A 17,927-nucleotide genomic window follows, 5' to 3' on the forward strand; every position below is an offset into this window, starting at 1 on the left:
TTGGATCGTCTGTGGCACATTTTACCGTACCGGGTTCTACCCCAACTCGATCGCAGGTTCAAAAGTTGGGCTGCTGGCGAAAACTTTTTCTTGGCGGCCTATAGGGGCGATCGACAAAGCGCCCGCCCCGGAAACCAAAGCTGACACAACATCCAGAACCGCAAAGGATTTTGGCTCAACTCCTTGAGAATAGAATTTGAGGAGCGATCGCAATTGCCTGGGTTTTTTGTGCTCGGAGATAGCTCGGATTTGCTACAATCTAATCGCACACGCGACTAGAAATGGGTTATGACCGAACTATTAGATGAGGCGCTTTCTATTGAAATGGCCGCTCGCATCAAAAGCAACCGTAAAAACTGCTTTGACAACGCCTGTAAAGCAGCGTTAGCCACCGAGGGCGCGATTTATGTTCAAGGCTTTTTAGCCGTGCCGGGAGTGCCATATAAACCCATCGAATATAGCTGGATTGAACTCGACGAGCGAATTGTTGACCCAACCTTTCCCCATCTCGGTTTCATCGCTCAAGACATTCATTACTTCCCAGTCCAGCGCTTCAGCGTCAAGAAACTCAAAGCAATCCTAGAAGAATCAAAAGAAGATTATCCTGAAGACGACCCGCTGCCAATTTATGGCAATCAACCTTATGAATATTACGGCGATTTGATGTTAGGCGGTAGTGATTACCAAAATGCTTACGATTTGGCTGCAGCTAAATGCCGGGAATTAAACCAACCCAAAAAACAGGATGCAAACTAATTGAGGACTGACAAAAAAATGGTTTGGCGCGCTACCTACAGCGGTACTTTAGCAACTGTTGTGTCGATTAATATACTTCATCATGACTTCCCAAATCTACAAAGACGGCTTTTCCGTCTTCTGTAAAGTAGAAAAGTACCCTTTCATCGTAATCTACGCTAAAGCTCCAAAACTCCTTAAGCCTACCGGACAATTTATGAGTTTTTAAGCTTGGTTCAAACGGCTCTCTGATGAACTGTTCCAGCTTTTGCCAAAACCTAGCCTCCAAATCAGCATCGCCTTTGATCCGCTTTTTGAAAGCACGCTTGAATGAAGAACTGAAACTGACTTCCACGATTATTCCTCTATCATTACTCGGAGTTCATTGATGTTAGCGAAAAATTTCAGTTCACCTTTTTGTTGTTCAATTTGCGCTGACTTAAAGTTTTGATATATCTCTTCGCGACGTTCTTCTCGGAGATATTGCTTCAACAACAGTTGAAGCTCTTGCTTTTCGTCAGTAGAAAGATTTTTGATCGTCTCGACCACATCACTGAAAGTCATAACTTACAAAACCCTATTGTGCTGATTAGATTATAGCAAAAAATATCCTTTTGGTTGACTTTCGTTTCTCGTTCTGCGGCTCTGCCTCATCTTAAAAAAGCAACAAATCTCACTATTTACCATTTTCAACCTTTCAAGATTCAGGAAACCTCGAATAATGAAAAGCAGCCAATAACGGCTCTGATTGCTGATTCCCAATCAAATCCGCCAATAATTTAGCCGTCACCGGAGCCAACAAAATGCCGTTGCGGTAATGCCCCGTAGCCCATGTCAAATTCTCCCAAGCACTAGCACCCAAAATCGGCAACTCATCAGGAGTAGCTGGCCGAAATCCCCACCAAAACTCCAGAATCGGATAATTTTGTAATTCGGGATATAACTTAAGCGCTCCGGCTAGCAAACTTTGGATTCCCGCAGGCGTATTTCCCGGCGTAAAATCCACATTTTCGCTAGTTGCGCCAATAATAATTCTGCCATCTTGACGTGGCACAATATAAATGCCAGTCCCGAAGAGAACGGTTTGTAGGGGCTGGATAACTCCCCAATCTTCTGGTACACATACTGACAGCATTTGTCCCTTTCTTGGAAAAACAGGAATATCCAATAATTTCTCAGACCAAGGACCCGCAGCTAAAACATAACGGTCAGCTTGTAATTTTCCTGCCGTTGTTTCCACTCCCAAAACTCGGTTTTTCTGCCGAATAATTTCTTCTGCACTGCCTTGAATAATATCAATTTTTAATTCTTTGCTTGCAAATTGAAGCGTCCGAAATAAAGCGCGGTTGTCTACTTGAGCGTCGTCAGGATACCACCAACCGCCAATTACTTCTTGACCTAATCCAAACTGGTGCTGGCGAACTGCATCTCCATCCAACCATTGATAATTAAGGTTTGACAAAAGCGGCTTTTCTTGAGGCTCATTTTGACAAACTGGTGCGAGAATTCCCGATCGCCAATATCCCGTTTTCAATCCGGTAATGTCTTCTAGCTGTTCCACCCAGGCGGGATACAGTGCGCGACTTTGCAAGCACAAATCCAACATCGGACTGGGTGGAATTCGTTCGGCTTGCGGGGCAAGCATTCCAGCGGCAGCCCGGGCCGTCGGTTGTTTAGAATCGGCGGTGAGAACCGCGACAGATGCCCCTCGCAATTTCAGTTCTACTGCTAGCGAAAGGCCAATTATTCCGCCGCCAATAATCAGAATATCTTTAGATGAATTCATTAACTTTTATATGGACTTTCTGGCTTTTTTGACCTCTCGGGTTTCTTTAGGGTAAGGTGCCCCGTGTGCACCTTACAGTTAGAATTCTTGCACAAGTCTTACCGATTATCTGGTAAGGCGATCGTCCTATCTGCCTTCCTTAACAAAAAATCTATGCTTGGGGTTTCCAGACAGTTTCAGAACCTTGACCCCAGAAACCATCATATTTTGTCACCTTAATATCGCCTAAAACCTTGGTTTGGCAGGACAAACGGCGATTGGAGGCGGAAGAATGGGGAGGAACCGAAAGGCGGGCTTTTTCGCGCCACTGGGACTCGGAAACTTCGCCCTCGACGGTGACGGCGCAGGTGCCGCAAGTGCCGAGGCCGTGGCAGTTGATGACTTTGGCGTTGCCGTTGTAGAGATCGATGCCGTTTTTGAGCAATACTTCACGGAGATTCGCTCCGCGATCGCACTCAAATGTTTTTCCTTGCGCTTGTACCTTGACCACAGCAATTTACCCCAGTTAGATTTATGTTAATTTTCCTATATATTATCGCATTAATTTCAAATAAATTCATCTAATATGGTAAGTGATATATTACCAATTTCTCGATCGCAATTTCCCATGACAAATCCGCTCTGGATCTACGATACCACGCTGCGAGACGGTGCTCAGTGTGAGGGACTCTCCTTATCTCTCGAAGACAAACTGCGAATTGCTCGACAGTTAGACAGTTTAGGAATTCCCTTTATTGAAGGCGGCTGGCCGGGGGCGAATCCTAAAGACGTACAATTTTTTTGGCGTCTCAAAGAACAGCCCCTAACTCAAGCAGAAGTGGTAGCTTTTTGTTCGACTAGGCGGCCGGGAACTACAGCAGCTAATGATGAAATGTTGCAGGCTATTTTGTCCGCCGGTACTCGCTGGGTGACGCTGTTTGGCAAGTCGTGGGATTTGCACGTTATTGAGAGTTTGAAGACGACGCTAGAAGAAAATCTGGCGATGATTCGAGATACAATTGAATATTTGCGGAGTCAGGGAAGGCGCGTTATTTACGATGCCGAACACTGGTTTGACGGCTACAAGCATAATCCAGATTATGCTATTAAAACTTTAGAAGCGGCGGCGGATGCCGGTGCAGAATGGCTGGTGCTTTGCGATACTAACGGCGGTACTTTGCCTCACGAAGTCAGTCAGGTTGTTCGCGATGTTTTAGCCGCTTTAGGAACCAATCGCGAAGTACCTGTGCAGTTAGGAATTCACACTCACAACGACTCGGGAGTTGCAGTTGCTAATGCTTTAACTGCGGTCCAGGAAGGGGTGACGATGGTACAGGGAACTATTAACGGTTACGGCGAACGCTGCGGCAATGCCGATTTATGTTCTTTGATTCCAAATTTTCAGCTAAAGTTGGGTCATAATTGCATTGAAGACGAGCAATTAGTTAGATTAACTCAAGTAAGTCGATCGATTAGTGAAATTGTCAATCTTGCTCCCGACGATCGTGCTCCTTTTGTCGGTCTTTCGGCATTTGCTCACAAAGGCGGAATCCACGTATCGGCTGTTGAGAAAAATCCGTTAACTTACGAACATTTGGAACCGGAAAAAATTGGCAACACGCGGCGAATTGTGATTTCGGATCAAGCCGGTTTGAGCAATGTTTTGGCGAAGGCGCGCACTTTTGGAATGGATCTCGATCGCAAAAATCCTGCTTGTCGCCAAATTCTAGAAAAATTGAAAGATTTGGAAAGTCAGGGATATCAATTTGAGGGTGCTGAGGCGTCTTTTGAATTGTTAATGCGGGAAGCCTTGGAACAACGGCCGCCGTGGTTTGAAATTAAGGGATTTCAAGTCCACTGCGATAAGGTTGGCGAAGATTGTACGGCTTTGGCCACGGTCAAATTGTCAGTAAACGGTACAAATATTTTGGAAGCTGCCGAAGGAAACGGCCCGGTTTCGGCTTTGGATGCGGCTTTGCGGAAAGCTTTGGTGAATTTTTATCCGGCGATCGCGCATTTTTACCTGACAGATTACAAGGTGCGGATTCTGGACTCCGGTGCGGGAACTTCTGCTAAAACTCGCGTGTTGGTTGAGTTTAGCAACGGTCAAGACCGCTGGACGACTGTGGGGGTTTCTGGTAATATTTTGGATGCTTCTTATCAAGCGGTTGTTGAAGGTTTGGAGTATGGTTTGGTGTTGGGAGATAGGGAGGCGAGCGTTTTAACTGTGTCGAGTTATTAGGTTGACGGCGAAGAGAAGTTGCCTGAATATCGATTTTTAAATAGATACCAGGCGATTTCAAGATAGAGTTAGCCAATTTTAAAAGGGTGAAACCTGAGATTTTGCATCATTCTCAATAAGGCTTTTATGGGCTGGCTATAATATCCCACCCATAAGAAATTCATTCTTTGTGGAACAGGCTCGAAAGCCTTTTAAACGAGAATGGTGCTCGGGGCGTGAGTTGGGAGCATCTCAATGAAAGCAACCAAGCTAAAAATTGGAGTTTTGAGCCTCTCTGGCTGCGGGGAAAGAGGAAGAAGTAATGAGCCAGAAGAAGTGTTTTTACAAATATGAGATCCTCCCCGTGAGTTATCCTAGTTGTTTAACCCAATTCATAATTGTCGTATGATGTACACCTTTGACTCTTTCAATCTCCCTAAAACCCATGCCATTAACATACATTTGTAGGCATTCGTCTTTCACTTCTTGAGCATAACCTCTGTGCGGTTGATAGCAGTCTAGAAATTGTCTACCACAGGTAACACACAGGTAGTTCTGCTTGCCTTTTTTTCGCCCATTTTTATTGATATGAGTTGACTGACATTCAGGACATTTCATAGAAGATGACTTGTGTTAAATTGTTTTTTGGGAATTGCTATCCCAATTAATTATATTTTAATTCACCAACGCCGATTATTTAATAATTTGGTGCGTGACGACACAATTATTTTTGCTATTCATGTTAACTCTGTATGAGGAGTTTCATCCCTCATACAGAGTTATCAGTCTCTTTCAATTGCCCATTCTAGCTAAGACTACTTTTTCACCTCATTATTATTACCTTCCCCAACGATCGATCGCATTCCTTCGAGCGTAGCGGGAATGCTGCGCGGGTCCATAAACATCACCTTGCTGCTGTCGCTGGTGCCAATTTTTAGACCCATATCCAGATAGTTTTGAGCTAACAAAAATTGTAAAGCTTCCCGAGCATTGGGGTCATTTTGCAGAGTTTTGCCGATAATTTGCAAGGCCTCTGAAGTAGCTTGAGCTTTCAAAACCTGACTTTGGCGTTCTGCTTGAGCTTTCAGGACGATCGCCTTTTGTTGAGCTTCCGCTTCCAAAATAGTCGCTTTTTGGCGCGCTTCTGCATCCAAAACTTGCGCTTCTGCTTTACCTTTGGCGCTGTTCACTGCTGACTCGCGTTCGCCCTCGGATGTCAGAATTGCCGCCCGCTTCCGTCGATCGGCGGCCATCTGCAATTCCATCGATTCCTGTACAGTTTTAGAAGGGATAATATCGCGCAATTCTACCCGCGTTACTTTCACTCCCCAAGGATCGGTAACAATATCTAAATCTCTGAGCAAGATTTCATTAATTTGAGAACGAGCAGTAAAGGTTTGTTCGAGATCCAGTTGACCCATTTCGGCGCGAATTTGAGTTAGCACCATATTTACCATTGCTGACTGGAGATTTTCTACTTTGTAACAAGCTTTTTCCAAGTCTACAATGCGCCAGTAAACCACAGCATCAACGGTGAAGGAAACGTTGTCGCGGGTAATACAAGCTTGCGGAGGAATATCTAAGACTTTTTCCCGAATTGTTTGCTCGTACACGACGCGATCGAAAAACGGCGTGACAAAATTCAAACCTGGTTCCAGTTTCTTGCCGCTGTATTTACCTAAAGTTTCCACCAGCGCTTCATTTCCCTGGTTGATAATCTTGACGGAACCTGCGAGGGCTGAGCCGCCGAGTGCTAAAAATACAAGTAAAAAAAATTGTTCCACGGTCGCCTCCTATAAATATAGAGTGTTGACTGTTGACTGTTGACTGTTAAATGTTGACTAATGACTGATGATTAACTACTAATTGGCTGTGATTAATTACGCATTTTGTTTAAGAATGCAAGAGATTTTCTGGCAAAACTATCAGAGTAGTGCCTTTCCGTCCGACGACAATTACGTTTTGGTTGGGGGGGATAGTGGCCTTCGTGTCTTCGCAGCGAGCTTGCCAAGAATTCCCCTCATAAATCACTCGGCCGGCTTCTCCGGCGGGAATTTCTGTTAAAGTTTTTGCTTCCTGAGAATCTGCGATCGCCCTTGCCGTGCCTTTTGGTATCAACCGCCGAGACAGCAGCACAAAAACTGTCGAAAGTACCATCCAGAGGAATATTTGTAAATTAACGTAAGGTAGAACTAGAGAACATCCCGCTACGGCGAAGGCGCTCAGTCCCATCAGAAAAGCGACAAAAGCAGTCGGGAGAAATAGCTCTGCCAAACACAGCAAAGACCCAGCTAGCAGCCAAAGGAGCGTCGGAGTCCAGATCATAAAAAGAATAGGTGATACTATTTAGATCTTAGATTGGAAATTTAAGATTTAAGAAATGCCAACAACTGACTCTGCAAGGGTTTGCCACTTGCAAGCCCTCAGAGCGCTTTTTCGCGCCGCGGTACCAGGTTGAGGCTTCCATCGTACTCCAAGTCTGAGTTTAGTAACTTAAATTACAATTTAAGCCGGTACAGACTGGCAGAAACTACAATTTCTAGGGGCCCAAAGGCAGTTAAGAAATTGATAGGGGCTAAAATCAGTTTATTCTCAAGCTCATGAATTTGGGCTTGCGAATCATATATCTTCAGAATGTTTTTACACAAACTATTTCGATATGATCAGCAGTTTCTCCGAACCCATTTATTGCCCGAATCTTAGCTGTGCCGATCCCCGCAATACCTTTGGCCGCCAGCACTGTGCAGCGTGCGAAACAGATTTAATTTATCGCTATGTGTGGGTGGTGGGACAAGCAGCCGAGGAAGTGCCGGCGGGTAAGGTAATAGCCGATCGATACTTTGTCATTGCACCCCAAATCTGGCTCGACAGCCGTCCAGTTCTGCCTCCCACCGTCCCGGAACAACTGCCGGATAGCATTATGCCTTACCTGCATTTGTATCCCCAACGGCTGCATACGCCGGAAGTATACGGTTATTGTTCGCTAGGGGAAGCACCGGAAGCGGCAGAGGTGCTGTTGTTGGAAAATGTGCCCATTAATAATTTCGGTCGCCTGTATCCTTCTATTTTAGAATCTTGGTCTGGGACAAGCGCCGCGCGCCAAGTTTACTGGCTGTGGCAAATGCTCCAACTGTGGGCGCCGCTGTCGGAACAAGGAGTAGCTTCGAGTTTGCTGGTACCGGAAAATTTGCGGGTGGAAGGTTGGCGGGTACGCTTGCTGGAACTGCACCGGGGCAATTTTGTACCGACGCTGCGGGATTTGGGAGATGTGTGGTCAGGTTTGGTAGAATCAGCGCAACCCGAGGTGCAGGCGAAACTCGGAGAGATTTGTCAGTTTATGCGCCGCAGCAGCATGAATTTCGAGGCGATCGGCCTGGAACTCAACGATTTACTATTAGAACAAGCCGCTAAATTGCCTCTGCACTTAGAAGTAGTCGGCATGACTGATACCGGGCCGCAGCGCTCCCAAAATGAAGACAGTTGCTATCCGGTTGCTGCTGATTTTCAATCTAGCAAAACTTCAGGGAACGACAAACTAATTCCTTACTTGACAATGGTTTGCGACGGGGTTGGAGGCCACGAAGGAGGAGAAGTTGCCAGTCAATTAGCCGTGCAGTCCCTCAAAGCTTTAATCCAAAATTTGCTCGCAGAAATTGCCGAACAAGAAGAGTTGATGACGCCAGCAATGGTCATCAAGCAACTCGAAGAAATAGTCAGAGTTGTGAATAATGTGATTTCCGCTCAAAATAACGAGCAGGGAAAAGAGTTGCGGCAGCGGATGGGGACGACTTTGGTGATGGCCCTCCAGTTGCCTCAAAAAGTGAAAATTTCCGAGGATTTGCCCTCGAATAACAGTCACGAACTTTATTTAGTCAATGTTGGAGACAGCCGGGCTTATTGGATTGGCAAAAATTACTGTCACCGGCTGACTGTGGACGACGACGTAGCCTCAAGGGAAGTCCAGCTAGGACACTGTTTGTACTGGGAAACTCAACTGCGAGCCGATGCAGGAGCCCTGACTCAAGCTTTGGGCACGCGGGACGCCGATTTCTTGCGCCCGACGATTCAGCGATTTATTGTCGAAGAGGAAGGCTTACTGCTGCTGTGTTCCGACGGTTTGAGCGACAACGACTGGGTAGAGCGCTCTTGGGAAAATTACGGCCCAGAGGTGCTCGAAGGCAAAATGTCCTTGGAAGCTGCGGTTCAGTCTTGGATTCGTCTCGCCAACGAGAAAAACGGTTATGACAACTCCTCCGTGGTGGCCACTCACTGTCGGATGTCGCCGGAGAGATTGGTACTGTTCGATCCGGCGGTGGCGTCAGCGCAGGCGTCAGCGCCAGTGTCAGCCTCGGTGTCGCTGCCGCCGTCGCTGCCGCGGTCCCTACAGAAGTCCGGGAAGATTCCAGAATCTCAGCTTTCAGAATCGTCCAAACAGTTGTTGTACCCCGAAACTTCCCCCGCCCCGGAACCAGTTCAAAAACGGCGATCCAAGTTCCCGCTGCCCCTACTGGGGGTGTTGGGGCTGATGTTAGCCGGCGGCGCTTTAGGTTTGTGGGTGCGCGGCCTCCAAAGCCCCCAGCCAGAGCCCGCACAAGTTCCGCCACCGCCGGAAACTCCTGCCCCGATTCCTTCGGAGACTCCCTCGCCCGGTGCCGAGAGTCTCTCGCCGTCGCCCGAATCGACTCCTGCGGAAATTCCCTCGCCCGGGGTCGAAAGTCCCTCGCCGTCGCCCGAATCGAGTCCTGCAGAAATTCCGCCGCCCGAAGCGGAAACTTCTTCGCCGTCGCCCGAATCGAGTCCTTCGGAGATTCCGCCGCCCGAAGAAGCGGAACCTCCTTCGCAATCACGGGAGTAAGGGAGATTGAATTAAGCAGAATTTTTCATAAAATGCAGATACTTTCCGGCGGCACGGCAACTCGAACGCTGTCGCCGGCTTTGTGTCGCTGCAAGTCATCTCTGTGCAAGTTTTGTCGGCGAAGGGCGATCGAACTTTTAGCAGTCAACCGCACCGTATACCGCGTGTCAGTGCCAATATAAATAGCTTCTTCTACTATTCCCGGCCAGCTATTTTCAACATCATAATTAGCCGGGTAAATAGCAGCTTTTTCTGGCCGCAACACCAGGGTGACAACTTTCCCAGCGGGCATATCTTCGGCTGTCGCAACTAACACGGGTAACTGCTGGTCAACCAACACTATTATTTGACCGTTTTGCTTTTCTACTACTTGCCCGCTTAAAAAATTGCTGTCGCCAATAAAATCAGCAACAAACCGCGTTTTAGGATATTCATAAATATCAACAGGCGTCCCGACTTGTTGCAGTTTTCCTCCATCCATAACTGCAATTCTGTCCGACATAGTTAGCGCTTCTTCTTGGTCGTGAGTTACATAAATAAACGTAATTCCCAATTTGCGCTGCATTTTTTTTAATTCTAATTGCATCTCTTTACGCAATTTTAAATCCAGCGCTCCTAGGGGTTCATCCAACAGCAAAACAGACGGCTGTTTGACTAATGCTCTTGCTAGTGCTACTCGCTGCTGCTGTCCCCCTGACAGTTGGCGGGGATAGCGTTTTTCTACGTCGGTTAACTGTACTAATGCTAAGGCTTCAGCAACGCGATCGCGAATTGTTTTCTGAGGCAAATTCTCCATTTCCAACCCAAAAGCGGCATTTTGTCCTACCGTCATGTGCGGAAATAAAGCATAGTTTTGAAATACCGTATTTACAGGGCGGTGAAATGGCGGGCGATTTTGCATCGGTTGACCGTGAATGTAAATTTCCCCCTCTGTGGGAATTTCAAAACCCGCTATCATTCGCAAAGTTGTAGTTTTGCCGCAGCCGGAAGGGCCGAGTAAAGAAAAGAATTCTCGATCGTAAATTTGCAGGTTGATGTTGTCTACAGCTAAGAAATCTTGACTGCGGACACCTTTAAATACTTTGGAAACTTCTAAAATTTCGACAGCGTGCATTGTGTTAGTATGTCTTAGTTATGACTAATAAAAATTTGAACTCAATTCCGGTTAAATAAACATAAATTCTCTAGGGACGAGTTCATCAAAATTTCTAATACCAACTAAAAATTTAAGTAAACCCGCCCCGGTCGAAACCTGTGTTATAGCGGTTCTCAAGCGTGGTGAGGTATGCCCCATGCCCCATGCCCCATGCCCCATGCCCCATGCCAGATAGTATCTCATGTTACTGAGAAAGGCTATATATCTACTTTCCGGCCCCTGCTTTAACTTCCGTCCAAGCTCGATCATACAATGCAGTTGCTTTCCCGACATCCTGCAATAATTTCATTTTGCCAAACACCTCAGCAGGCGGGTAAATTTGAGGGTTTTTCAAATCGTTCGGGTCGATTAAACCTTGATCGATTGCTGCTTTGTTGGGCGATCCGAAGTGGGTAAAATTAGACACTTTAGCGCCTACTTCGGGCTGCAAAATAAAGTTAATAAATTTCTCAGCTAACTCTTTCTGGGGCGCACCTTTGGGAATTGCCATGTTGTCAGAAAAAATGATTGTTCCTTCTTTGGGAATAGCGTAACGGATATTAGGATTTTCTGTCATCACTTGGAAAATATCGCCGCTCCATTCCATTGTCAAATTTACTTCTCCTTGATCTAGCAGATTTTGACCGGTGTCGTCAACAAAAGCGGCAATGATATTGTTACTTTTAATCAGCAAATCGCGGGCTTTGTTAATCTCTTCGGGATTGGTTGTATTTGGATCAAATCCTAAATACATTAAAACTCCTGCAAATGTGTATCTGGCATCATCTTGCCACGCCACTTTTCCGGTATATTTCGGGTCGAACATCGCCGCCCAACTGTTGACATCGCCCTTGGTTGTTTTCACGTTGTAGCCAATTCCCATCGTTCCCCACTGGTAGGGCAGGGAATATTTATTGCCCGGGTCAAAAGCTTGATTGATAAACTTAGGTTCTAGGTTTTTTTGGTTGGGAATATTGTTTAAATTCAGCGGCTCAATTATATTTTCTGCGATCATGATTTTCACCATGTAATCGGCGGGAAATATTAAGTCGTAACCTGGGTTTCCCTGTTTGAGTTTGGCATAGAGTGCGTCGCTGTTCTCGAAAGTGTCGTATTGAATTTTAACATTGTTCTCTTTCTCGAATTGGGCGATCGCTTCTGGGGCGATATAACTTGCATAATTGTAAATGCTGAGCACTTGCTGCTGGTTGCCACCTGTGGGGCTACAGCCGAAAGCCACCGTTGCACTCATCACAAACAAAAGTAGGAAAGTCAGCAGTCGTTTCATAGGTTGTGTTAGTTGCAGACGAAAATAATTATGACACAGAAAAGTAAAACTTTTAAGTTTTCTGAACCTTTAACGATGATAAAACCAGCAATAAGGAAGCGAACAACATCAAAGTTGAAATGGCATTAATCGCGGGCGTCACTGCAAATTTTATCATGCCGTAAACAAATAGCGGCAGCGTCACTGAACCGACGCCGGTGGTAAAGAATGTGACGACAAAATCGTCCAGCGACAGAGTAAAAGCCAGCAGTGCCGCGCTGAAAATAGCGGGCCAAATTAGGGGGAGAGTGATGCGCCAAAAAGTCCGCCATTCGTTCGCGCCTAAGTCAAAAGCGGCTTGTTCTAATATCGGATCTAGTTCCGCCAAACGCGCCCTGACAGTAATAGTCACAAAGGAAATATTAAAGACAACGTGGCCGATAATTACGGTAGGTAAGCCGAGATTGAGGCGAATTCCCGTGAGATTTTCTACGATCCGAAATACTAGGGTAAAGAAAACTAGCAGCGAAATGCCGATCGTAATTTCGGGCATAATAATGGGCAAAAACAGTAAAGCTTCTACTGCTTTGCGCCCCGGGAAATGAAAGCGTTCCAGCGCTAGCGCGATCGTTGTACCAAAAACGGTTGCTAATACAGTCGAAATAGCTGCAATTAGCAAGCTGTTGTTGAGTGCTGTCCAGATTCCGGCGCTGCTACTCGTAGCAATCGTCGCGCCTGCATTGCTAAACAAACTGCGGTACCAATCGAGGGTGAAGCCGCGCCAAACGGCATTGAATCTGGAGGCGTTAAAGGAGTAAATAATTAAGATGAGAATTGGCAAGTAAAGAAAGGCTAATGCTAGTACAGCTTGTACCCAAAGCCACTTTTTGCAGATCGCCCGCACGAGTAAATCTAGTTTTGTTTTAGTCATTAGTCATTAATCATTAATCATTAGCGCATCTTAACTTAAACGCAGGGTGCAACAATTCGTGTATACCTTACCTTATTGAGTTTCATCAGACACGCGGAAGTAAATTAAAACTGGAATCAATATGATTACAGTCAACAGCATAGAAAGCGCCGAGCCAAAAGGCCAATCGCGGGCTTTCATAAACTGATTTTGAATCAAATTTCCCACCATAACTGTTTTTGACCCCCCTAATATATCCGGTGTAATGAAAGCGCCGACTGCGGGAACAAAAACCAGAATAGAACCTGCCACAATGCCACGGCTTGTTAATGGTAAAAATACGCGCCAAAAAGTACGAATGTCATTGGCACCTAAATCGTGAGCGGCTTCTACCAATGAAAAATTGAAGCGTTCTATGCTAGAATATAAAGGCAGAACCATGAAAGGTAAATAGCCGTAAATAAGACCGAGCGCCACTGCGAAAGGCGTAAAAAGCAAGTTTAACGGTTCGCTAATAATTTGCAAGCTTTGCAAGGCTGTGTTAACTACTCCTTCGCTACGCAGGAGTATTATCCAGGCGTAGGTTCTCACTAAAAAGTTAGTCCAAAATGGAATAATTACCAGCAAAAGCAAAGCATTTCGCCAGCGAGGAGAACGGGTGGCGATGAAGAATGCCAGGGGATAGCCAACTAACAAGCAAGCGGCGGTTGTCAGAAAAGCCAGCCAGAGCGATCGCCCAATTACTCCTAAGAAAAGTCCGCTGAACAAACGCTGGTAGTTGCTGAGAGTAAATATCCAAGTAACGCCGCCGTAAGTACCGCGTTCTAAGAAACTGTACAAAAGTACAATTAGCACTGGCAAAATGAAGAAAACCATCAGCCATGCCGTAGCGGGAAATAAGAGCAGCAACAGGTTAGTCTGCTGGCGGTTTTTGACACTCATTATTCACTCAAGCGAAATTTAGCACATAATTCAACACATTTTATATCAAATCCGGGTTTTATGAATTATGTCATCATTAATAAATTATCAAGAGGTACGCAATGTCAGCAGAATCGTCAACCCCAAAAATAGTCGTCGTCGGTGCAGGATGGGCCGGTTTAGGCGCTACCTATCACCTAGCCCAGCAAGGCTATGATGTCACCCTGCTAGAAGCAGGCCCTTATCCGGGTGGCTTAGTTGCGGGGTGGAAAACCGCCGGCGGGCGTTCCGTAGAAGCAGGCATTCATGGCTTCTGGTATCCCTACAAAAATATCTTTTCCTTAGTCAAGCAATTAGGACTCGATCCCTTCACGCCTTGGACTCGTTCTTGTCAGTATTCACCCGCCGGATTGGAAGTAGAATCGCCGATTTTTCAGGACGAACCGCGGCTTCCCACACCGTTAGGAACCTTTCTTTACACCAGATTTAAAAGGCTGCCATTAGTCGATCGGCTTTCAGCCTTGCCCTTACTCTACGCCGTCCTAGATTTCGACAATTCCGACGAAGCGTGGCGCAGGTACGATCGCGTCACAGCCCGCGAATTGTTCAAACAGTTTGGCGTTTCTGCAAGACTGTACCGCGATGCTTTTGAGCCGATGTTATTAGTAGGTTTATTTGCACCAGGAGAACAATGTTCTGCTGCCGCAGCTTTGGGAATGCTTTATTATTTCATATTAGCACACCAACCGGATTTTGATGTAGTTTGGTGTCGCGGAACAGTCGGAGAAAAAATCTTTCGTCCCTGGGTCGAACGCCTGGAAAAACTCGGTGCAAAAGTATTGACAAAGCAGCGAGTTACTGACTTAATAGTTGACAGCAACAACCGAGCAACCGGCGTTGTTTGCGGCGAAGAAACCTTTGAGGCAGATGCAGTTATTTTTGCAGTTGGCGTCACGGGAATGCAAAAAATTATCAGCAGCAGCCCCGCTTTGCAAAGTCGCCAAGAGTTTCGGGACGCGATGAATTTGGGTGCAGTTGACGTGTTAGCTGTTCGTCTCTGGTTTGACAGAAAAATTGACATTCCGCTGCCTTCTAATGCCTGTTTTGGGTTTAGTTCAACTACAGGTTGGACATTTTTTGATTTGAATGCTTTGCACGACGAATTCCGATCAGAACCTGGAACAGTTGTAGAAGCTGACTTTTATCACGCAAATCAATTAATTCCCCTCAAAGATGAGGAAATTGTGAGCTTAGTTCAGCGGGATTTAGCGACTTGCATTCCGGCTTTTCTGGAGGCAAAAGTAATTGACAGCAGCGCGATTCGGCTGTCGCGGGCGGTGACGCATTTTGCCCCTGGTAGCTATCAGTATTTGTTGCCTGCGGTAACAAGTTATGATAATGTATTGATGAGCGGCGATTGGGTTGTGACCCGTCACGGTTCTTGGTCGCAGGAAAAGGCTTATGTTACTGGTTTGGAGGCGGCTAATTTAGTAATTTCGCGTTTCGGAATCGGAAACAAAGCGGCAATTATTCCCGTGGAAGCTGACGAACCGCACATTCAAATCGGGAGAAAGATTAATCAGTTTACTCGCAGTTTGACTAAAACATTCATTCCTGATTTTTGGCTGCCATAAGAAGAAGGAAGTTCGGCAACGGATTTAACGAATGTCAGGAAAAAGGAAGAGGGAATTTCTTGATTTAAGCGGTAAGGTGCGCGGCCCGGCGCACCCTACATATAGACTAATGACCAATGACTCATGATGCTATCTTCACAAAAAAATGCAACTTTAGACAAGCTCCAAGCCTGAATCTTCATCAGTCATGGCCAATCTAAAATCTAAAATCTAAAATCGCCTGACTATCGCCAATAAGGCCGGCCTTTCCAAAAAACTCCCACCGTAACTCCGATTAGTGCAGCTTCCGATAAACTTGTTAATAAAGGAGGTATGGGTAGGAATGACTTTAACACCAAACCCAAGAGCAGGCACAAAACTAAAACCCACAAACTAATTCGACTGAGCAAAAATTGTTGTTGCCAATACTCTAAAAAGTACACTGCTAAAGCTCCCATTCCCAATGCTGCTGCAAAAGGTATCAATATCTCCAGGGAGGAACCGTAGATAAGCGTCACAACGTTGCGGATTGCCCGCGATTGCGTGAAACCCCAGGCTAAAAATAGCTCCACTCCAATCACGATGCAGTTGACGAGGGCGGCAATTTGCAGCATTTCTCGCCAAGGTAAAAGTTTTAAGCGCCGCAGAAAATTACTCACGATCGGCAGATTAGGTAGGTTGCTTTGATTTTATAACAGTTTTGCCTTGGCGATCGACCTTTGATGACAATTTGTGAAGTAAAATAAAGATATAGAGCAGTCTCTTGACAAATTAACCCAGAGTACCTGCCTATTAGTTGTTGGAACCGTGAAAGGAAAAAAGTTATGGTGGAGAACACTGTCGATTGTGCTGTAGCTTGCGTCAATGGCTGCGTTCTGGGCGACAAGTGCCCGAAGCGGGAATACGCAGAAGCAACGTCCAACTTTATTGAAAATACTTCTCTGGATAAAATGCTAGAAATAGCAGAGGAAGCGGTGAGAAGGAAACGGACGGAACCCCCCAAATGGGTAATTCCTGATTTTCCCGAATAGAATTAGCCTCCCAATTAAAAAGCGATCGCCCTTTTCAAAAGGGCGATCGCTTTTTGTATTCCCAATGAAATAGCTGAGCCGAATCCATATATTTCTTGGGATAGAAGCTAAAAGCTTAAATAGGAATTATTATACCACTTAATTATAGCCATCGGCAATTACTAAAAACAATTCAGTTAAAGCCAAATTCGGACATTTTTAATTTAATTGAGTTCAAAAACAAACAGGAGCAAGTATCGTGGCACAGCCAAAGAAAAGCAACGCAAAAACAACAACAGAACGCGATAATTTGGGCGAATTGCCTCAAGAAATTACCGAATCTTACGGTACCGGCGTCATCGATCAACCGGGATTGACCCAAGACGACATAACAACCCTGCAGGACAGCAGTTCGGACTACTCTTCCACCAGTTCCCAAATCGGCGGCGAGGATGGCGATCCGGCTGCGGAACAAGAAAGTGCCACTGGCGAGCAATCCGTGGGCGGAACCGCACCTACTCCCGACCTGGATATTGTTGACGAACTGGGAGCCGCTGCGGGCATAGAAATGCCCGATGGCGCTATTTTGAACACAACAAATATGCTTGAACATCGAGATGAAAGCCGCTGGGAATTAGACCCTAGTTCTGCGGAAGATTATCAGGAACGACCGGATTTCTAGGTCTATTTTTTACAAAAGAAATAGGTAGCACAATAGGAGCGGGTTCACCAGTATCCATACTTGATATGCCAAGTATTTGTAAATCCGCCCCTCATCACTTTTGTTCTCGCAACACGTATCTAACTCCCCGAACACTAGGCAGCAGATCTTTGGCGTTACTTGCTTCTAATTTAATCCGTAACGCACGAATATACACTTCAATAAGGTTGCACAAGCAAACCCTTGTGACGCCTGGAAAATCGTTAATGGGAAGCTTTATCTCAACTACGACAAGAAAGTAAGTAGTCAAACAAAATTAATTACACAAACAACTAATATGATATAATAAAAAATATCAAGTTGTGTTCAAAGAGGTTTTATATGTTTTTACTTCGAGATATCAATCCACTTTCCTTGAAATTGCTAAACCGAATTTATCGCGAAAGCAGACATCATCAAGTGCGGCAAAGAGCACATTTTCTGATTTTAGCTTCACAAAATGTCAACAATGAGAATTTAATGAAAATCTTTAAAGTTAGTTATAAGACCATGTATAACTGGTTGAATCGATGGGAATATGAGGGAGTACTCGGATTATATAATAAACCAGGTAGAGGCAGAAAAGAAACATTTAATTCCGCACAATCAGATCAAATTAGAGACTGGGTAAAATTGCAACCAAAACAATTAAAGCAAGTAGTACAAAAAATAAAAAAAGAATGGTCTGTTAATATAAGTACGGAAACAATTAAGAGAATAATTAAAAAAAAAGGATGAGTTGGCATAGGATGCGTCGAGGTGTTGGCGGCAAGCCAGACCCCATAGAATACAAGG

Annotated in this window: 19 protein-coding genes and 2 pseudogenes; 7 read left to right on the forward strand and 14 right to left on the reverse strand. The window is 45.5% G+C overall.

What is annotated here, in order from left to right:
- Positions 1 to 36: 36 nt before the first annotated feature.
- A complete protein-coding gene (locus QUB33_RS22745) occupies positions 37 to 213 on the reverse strand; it encodes a hypothetical protein (protein ID WP_333354637.1) in 177 nt (58 codons plus the stop codon).
- 75 nt (positions 214 to 288) lie between these two features.
- Between QUB33_RS22745 and QUB33_RS22750 the strand changes: the two genes are divergently transcribed.
- Positions 289 to 756 carry a hypothetical protein gene (locus tag QUB33_RS22750; protein ID WP_333354640.1) on the forward strand — a complete coding sequence of 156 codons (468 nt, stop codon included), beginning with the start codon at positions 289 to 291 and terminating at the stop codon, positions 754 to 756.
- Between the two features lie 67 nt (positions 757 to 823).
- Here the strand turns inward: QUB33_RS22750 and QUB33_RS22755 are convergent, their stop codons facing one another.
- From QUB33_RS22755 to QUB33_RS22770, 4 genes are all read right to left on the reverse strand, one after another.
- The gene (locus QUB33_RS22755; RefSeq protein WP_333200466.1) at positions 824 to 1,090 is read right to left on the reverse strand and encodes a type II toxin-antitoxin system YafQ family toxin; all 267 of its coding nucleotides are present in this window, start codon (positions 1,088 to 1,090) and stop codon (positions 824 to 826) included.
- 2 nt (positions 1,091 to 1,092) lie between these two features.
- On the reverse strand, positions 1,093 to 1,299 hold the full coding sequence (locus tag QUB33_RS22760) for a hypothetical protein (RefSeq protein ID WP_333354644.1): 207 nt from the start codon (positions 1,297 to 1,299) through the stop codon (positions 1,093 to 1,095).
- Between the two features lie 133 nt (positions 1,300 to 1,432).
- Positions 1,433 to 2,521, reverse strand: a complete 1,089-nt coding sequence (thiO, locus tag QUB33_RS22765; protein ID WP_333354647.1) for a glycine oxidase ThiO — start codon at positions 2,519 to 2,521, stop codon at positions 1,433 to 1,435.
- 151 nt (positions 2,522 to 2,672) lie between these two features.
- Positions 2,673 to 3,011: a 2Fe-2S iron-sulfur cluster-binding protein gene (locus tag QUB33_RS22770; RefSeq protein WP_333354650.1), complete on the reverse strand. Its 339-nt coding sequence runs from the start codon at positions 3,009 to 3,011 to the stop codon at positions 2,673 to 2,675.
- Between the two features lie 75 nt (positions 3,012 to 3,086).
- Between QUB33_RS22770 and cimA the strand changes: the two genes are divergently transcribed.
- Positions 3,087 to 4,742: a citramalate synthase gene (gene cimA / locus QUB33_RS22775; protein ID WP_445299548.1), complete on the forward strand. Its 1,656-nt coding sequence runs from the start codon at positions 3,087 to 3,089 to the stop codon at positions 4,740 to 4,742.
- A gap of 351 nt (positions 4,743 to 5,093) precedes the next feature.
- Here cimA and QUB33_RS22780 read toward each other — a convergent pair.
- The 3 genes and pseudogenes from QUB33_RS22780 to QUB33_RS22790 form a co-directional block, all read right to left on the reverse strand.
- A pseudogene (locus tag QUB33_RS22780) lies at positions 5,094 to 5,339 on the reverse strand (IS1/IS1595 family N-terminal zinc-binding domain-containing protein); the annotation flags it as partial.
- Positions 5,340 to 5,536: 197 nt separating this feature from the next.
- Complete coding sequence (locus tag QUB33_RS22785; protein WP_006634417.1) at positions 5,537 to 6,505, reverse strand: SPFH domain-containing protein; 969 nt, start codon at positions 6,503 to 6,505, stop codon at positions 5,537 to 5,539.
- A 109-nt stretch (positions 6,506 to 6,614) separates the two neighbouring features.
- Positions 6,615 to 7,046, reverse strand: a complete 432-nt coding sequence (locus QUB33_RS22790) for an NfeD family protein (RefSeq protein WP_333217665.1) — start codon at positions 7,044 to 7,046, stop codon at positions 6,615 to 6,617.
- Between the two features lie 334 nt (positions 7,047 to 7,380).
- On the opposite strand from QUB33_RS22790, the gene QUB33_RS22795 reads away from it, so the two are divergent.
- On the forward strand, positions 7,381 to 9,576 hold the full coding sequence (locus QUB33_RS22795; protein WP_333354653.1) for a protein phosphatase 2C domain-containing protein: 2,196 nt from the start codon (positions 7,381 to 7,383) through the stop codon (positions 9,574 to 9,576).
- Between the two features lie 25 nt (positions 9,577 to 9,601).
- Here the strand turns inward: QUB33_RS22795 and QUB33_RS22800 are convergent, their stop codons facing one another.
- The 4 genes from QUB33_RS22800 to QUB33_RS22815 form a co-directional block, all read right to left on the reverse strand.
- Positions 9,602 to 10,690, reverse strand: coding sequence for an ABC transporter ATP-binding protein (locus tag QUB33_RS22800; protein ID WP_333354656.1), 1,089 nt, complete (start codon positions 10,688 to 10,690; stop codon positions 9,602 to 9,604).
- A 247-nt stretch (positions 10,691 to 10,937) separates the two neighbouring features.
- Positions 10,938 to 11,999: a spermidine/putrescine ABC transporter substrate-binding protein gene (locus QUB33_RS22805; RefSeq protein ID WP_333354661.1), complete on the reverse strand. Its 1,062-nt coding sequence runs from the start codon at positions 11,997 to 11,999 to the stop codon at positions 10,938 to 10,940.
- 52 nt (positions 12,000 to 12,051) lie between these two features.
- Positions 12,052 to 12,909: an ABC transporter permease gene (locus tag QUB33_RS22810; protein WP_333354664.1), complete on the reverse strand. Its 858-nt coding sequence runs from the start codon at positions 12,907 to 12,909 to the stop codon at positions 12,052 to 12,054.
- 72 nt (positions 12,910 to 12,981) lie between these two features.
- The gene (locus QUB33_RS22815) at positions 12,982 to 13,830 is read right to left on the reverse strand and encodes an ABC transporter permease (RefSeq protein WP_333354667.1); all 849 of its coding nucleotides are present in this window, start codon (positions 13,828 to 13,830) and stop codon (positions 12,982 to 12,984) included.
- A gap of 101 nt (positions 13,831 to 13,931) precedes the next feature.
- Here QUB33_RS22815 and QUB33_RS22820 point away from each other — a divergent pair, with 101 nt between their 5' ends.
- On the forward strand, positions 13,932 to 15,443 hold the full coding sequence (locus tag QUB33_RS22820; RefSeq protein WP_333354672.1) for an FAD-dependent oxidoreductase: 1,512 nt from the start codon (positions 13,932 to 13,934) through the stop codon (positions 15,441 to 15,443).
- 224 nt (positions 15,444 to 15,667) lie between these two features.
- Here the strand turns inward: QUB33_RS22820 and QUB33_RS22825 are convergent, their stop codons facing one another.
- Positions 15,668 to 16,081 carry a peptide chain release factor 1 gene (locus tag QUB33_RS22825; protein WP_333354675.1) on the reverse strand — a complete coding sequence of 138 codons (414 nt, stop codon included), beginning with the start codon at positions 16,079 to 16,081 and terminating at the stop codon, positions 15,668 to 15,670.
- Positions 16,082 to 16,246: 165 nt separating this feature from the next.
- On the opposite strand from QUB33_RS22825, the gene QUB33_RS22830 reads away from it, so the two are divergent.
- Together QUB33_RS22830 and QUB33_RS22835 are read left to right on the forward strand one after the other, a co-directional pair.
- A complete protein-coding gene (locus tag QUB33_RS22830) occupies positions 16,247 to 16,453 on the forward strand; it encodes a hypothetical protein (RefSeq protein WP_006634408.1) in 207 nt (68 codons plus the stop codon).
- Between the two features lie 238 nt (positions 16,454 to 16,691).
- Positions 16,692 to 17,114, forward strand: coding sequence for a DUF6335 family protein (locus QUB33_RS22835; protein WP_333354678.1), 423 nt, complete (start codon positions 16,692 to 16,694; stop codon positions 17,112 to 17,114).
- A gap of 94 nt (positions 17,115 to 17,208) precedes the next feature.
- On the opposite strand, the pseudogene QUB33_RS22840 reads toward QUB33_RS22835, so the two are convergent.
- Positions 17,209 to 17,322 (reverse strand): annotated as a pseudogene (locus QUB33_RS22840) (DNA-binding response regulator); the annotation flags it as partial.
- 152 nt (positions 17,323 to 17,474) lie between these two features.
- Between QUB33_RS22840 and QUB33_RS22845 the strand changes: the two are divergent.
- Positions 17,475 to 17,870, forward strand: coding sequence for a helix-turn-helix domain-containing protein (locus tag QUB33_RS22845; protein ID WP_333354680.1), 396 nt, complete (start codon positions 17,475 to 17,477; stop codon positions 17,868 to 17,870).
- Positions 17,871 to 17,927 lie beyond the last annotated feature (57 nt).

It is taken from the genome of Microcoleus sp. B3-A4, assembly GCF_036705385.1.
Taxonomy (GTDB): domain Bacteria; phylum Cyanobacteriota; class Cyanobacteriia; order Cyanobacteriales; family Microcoleaceae; genus Microcoleus.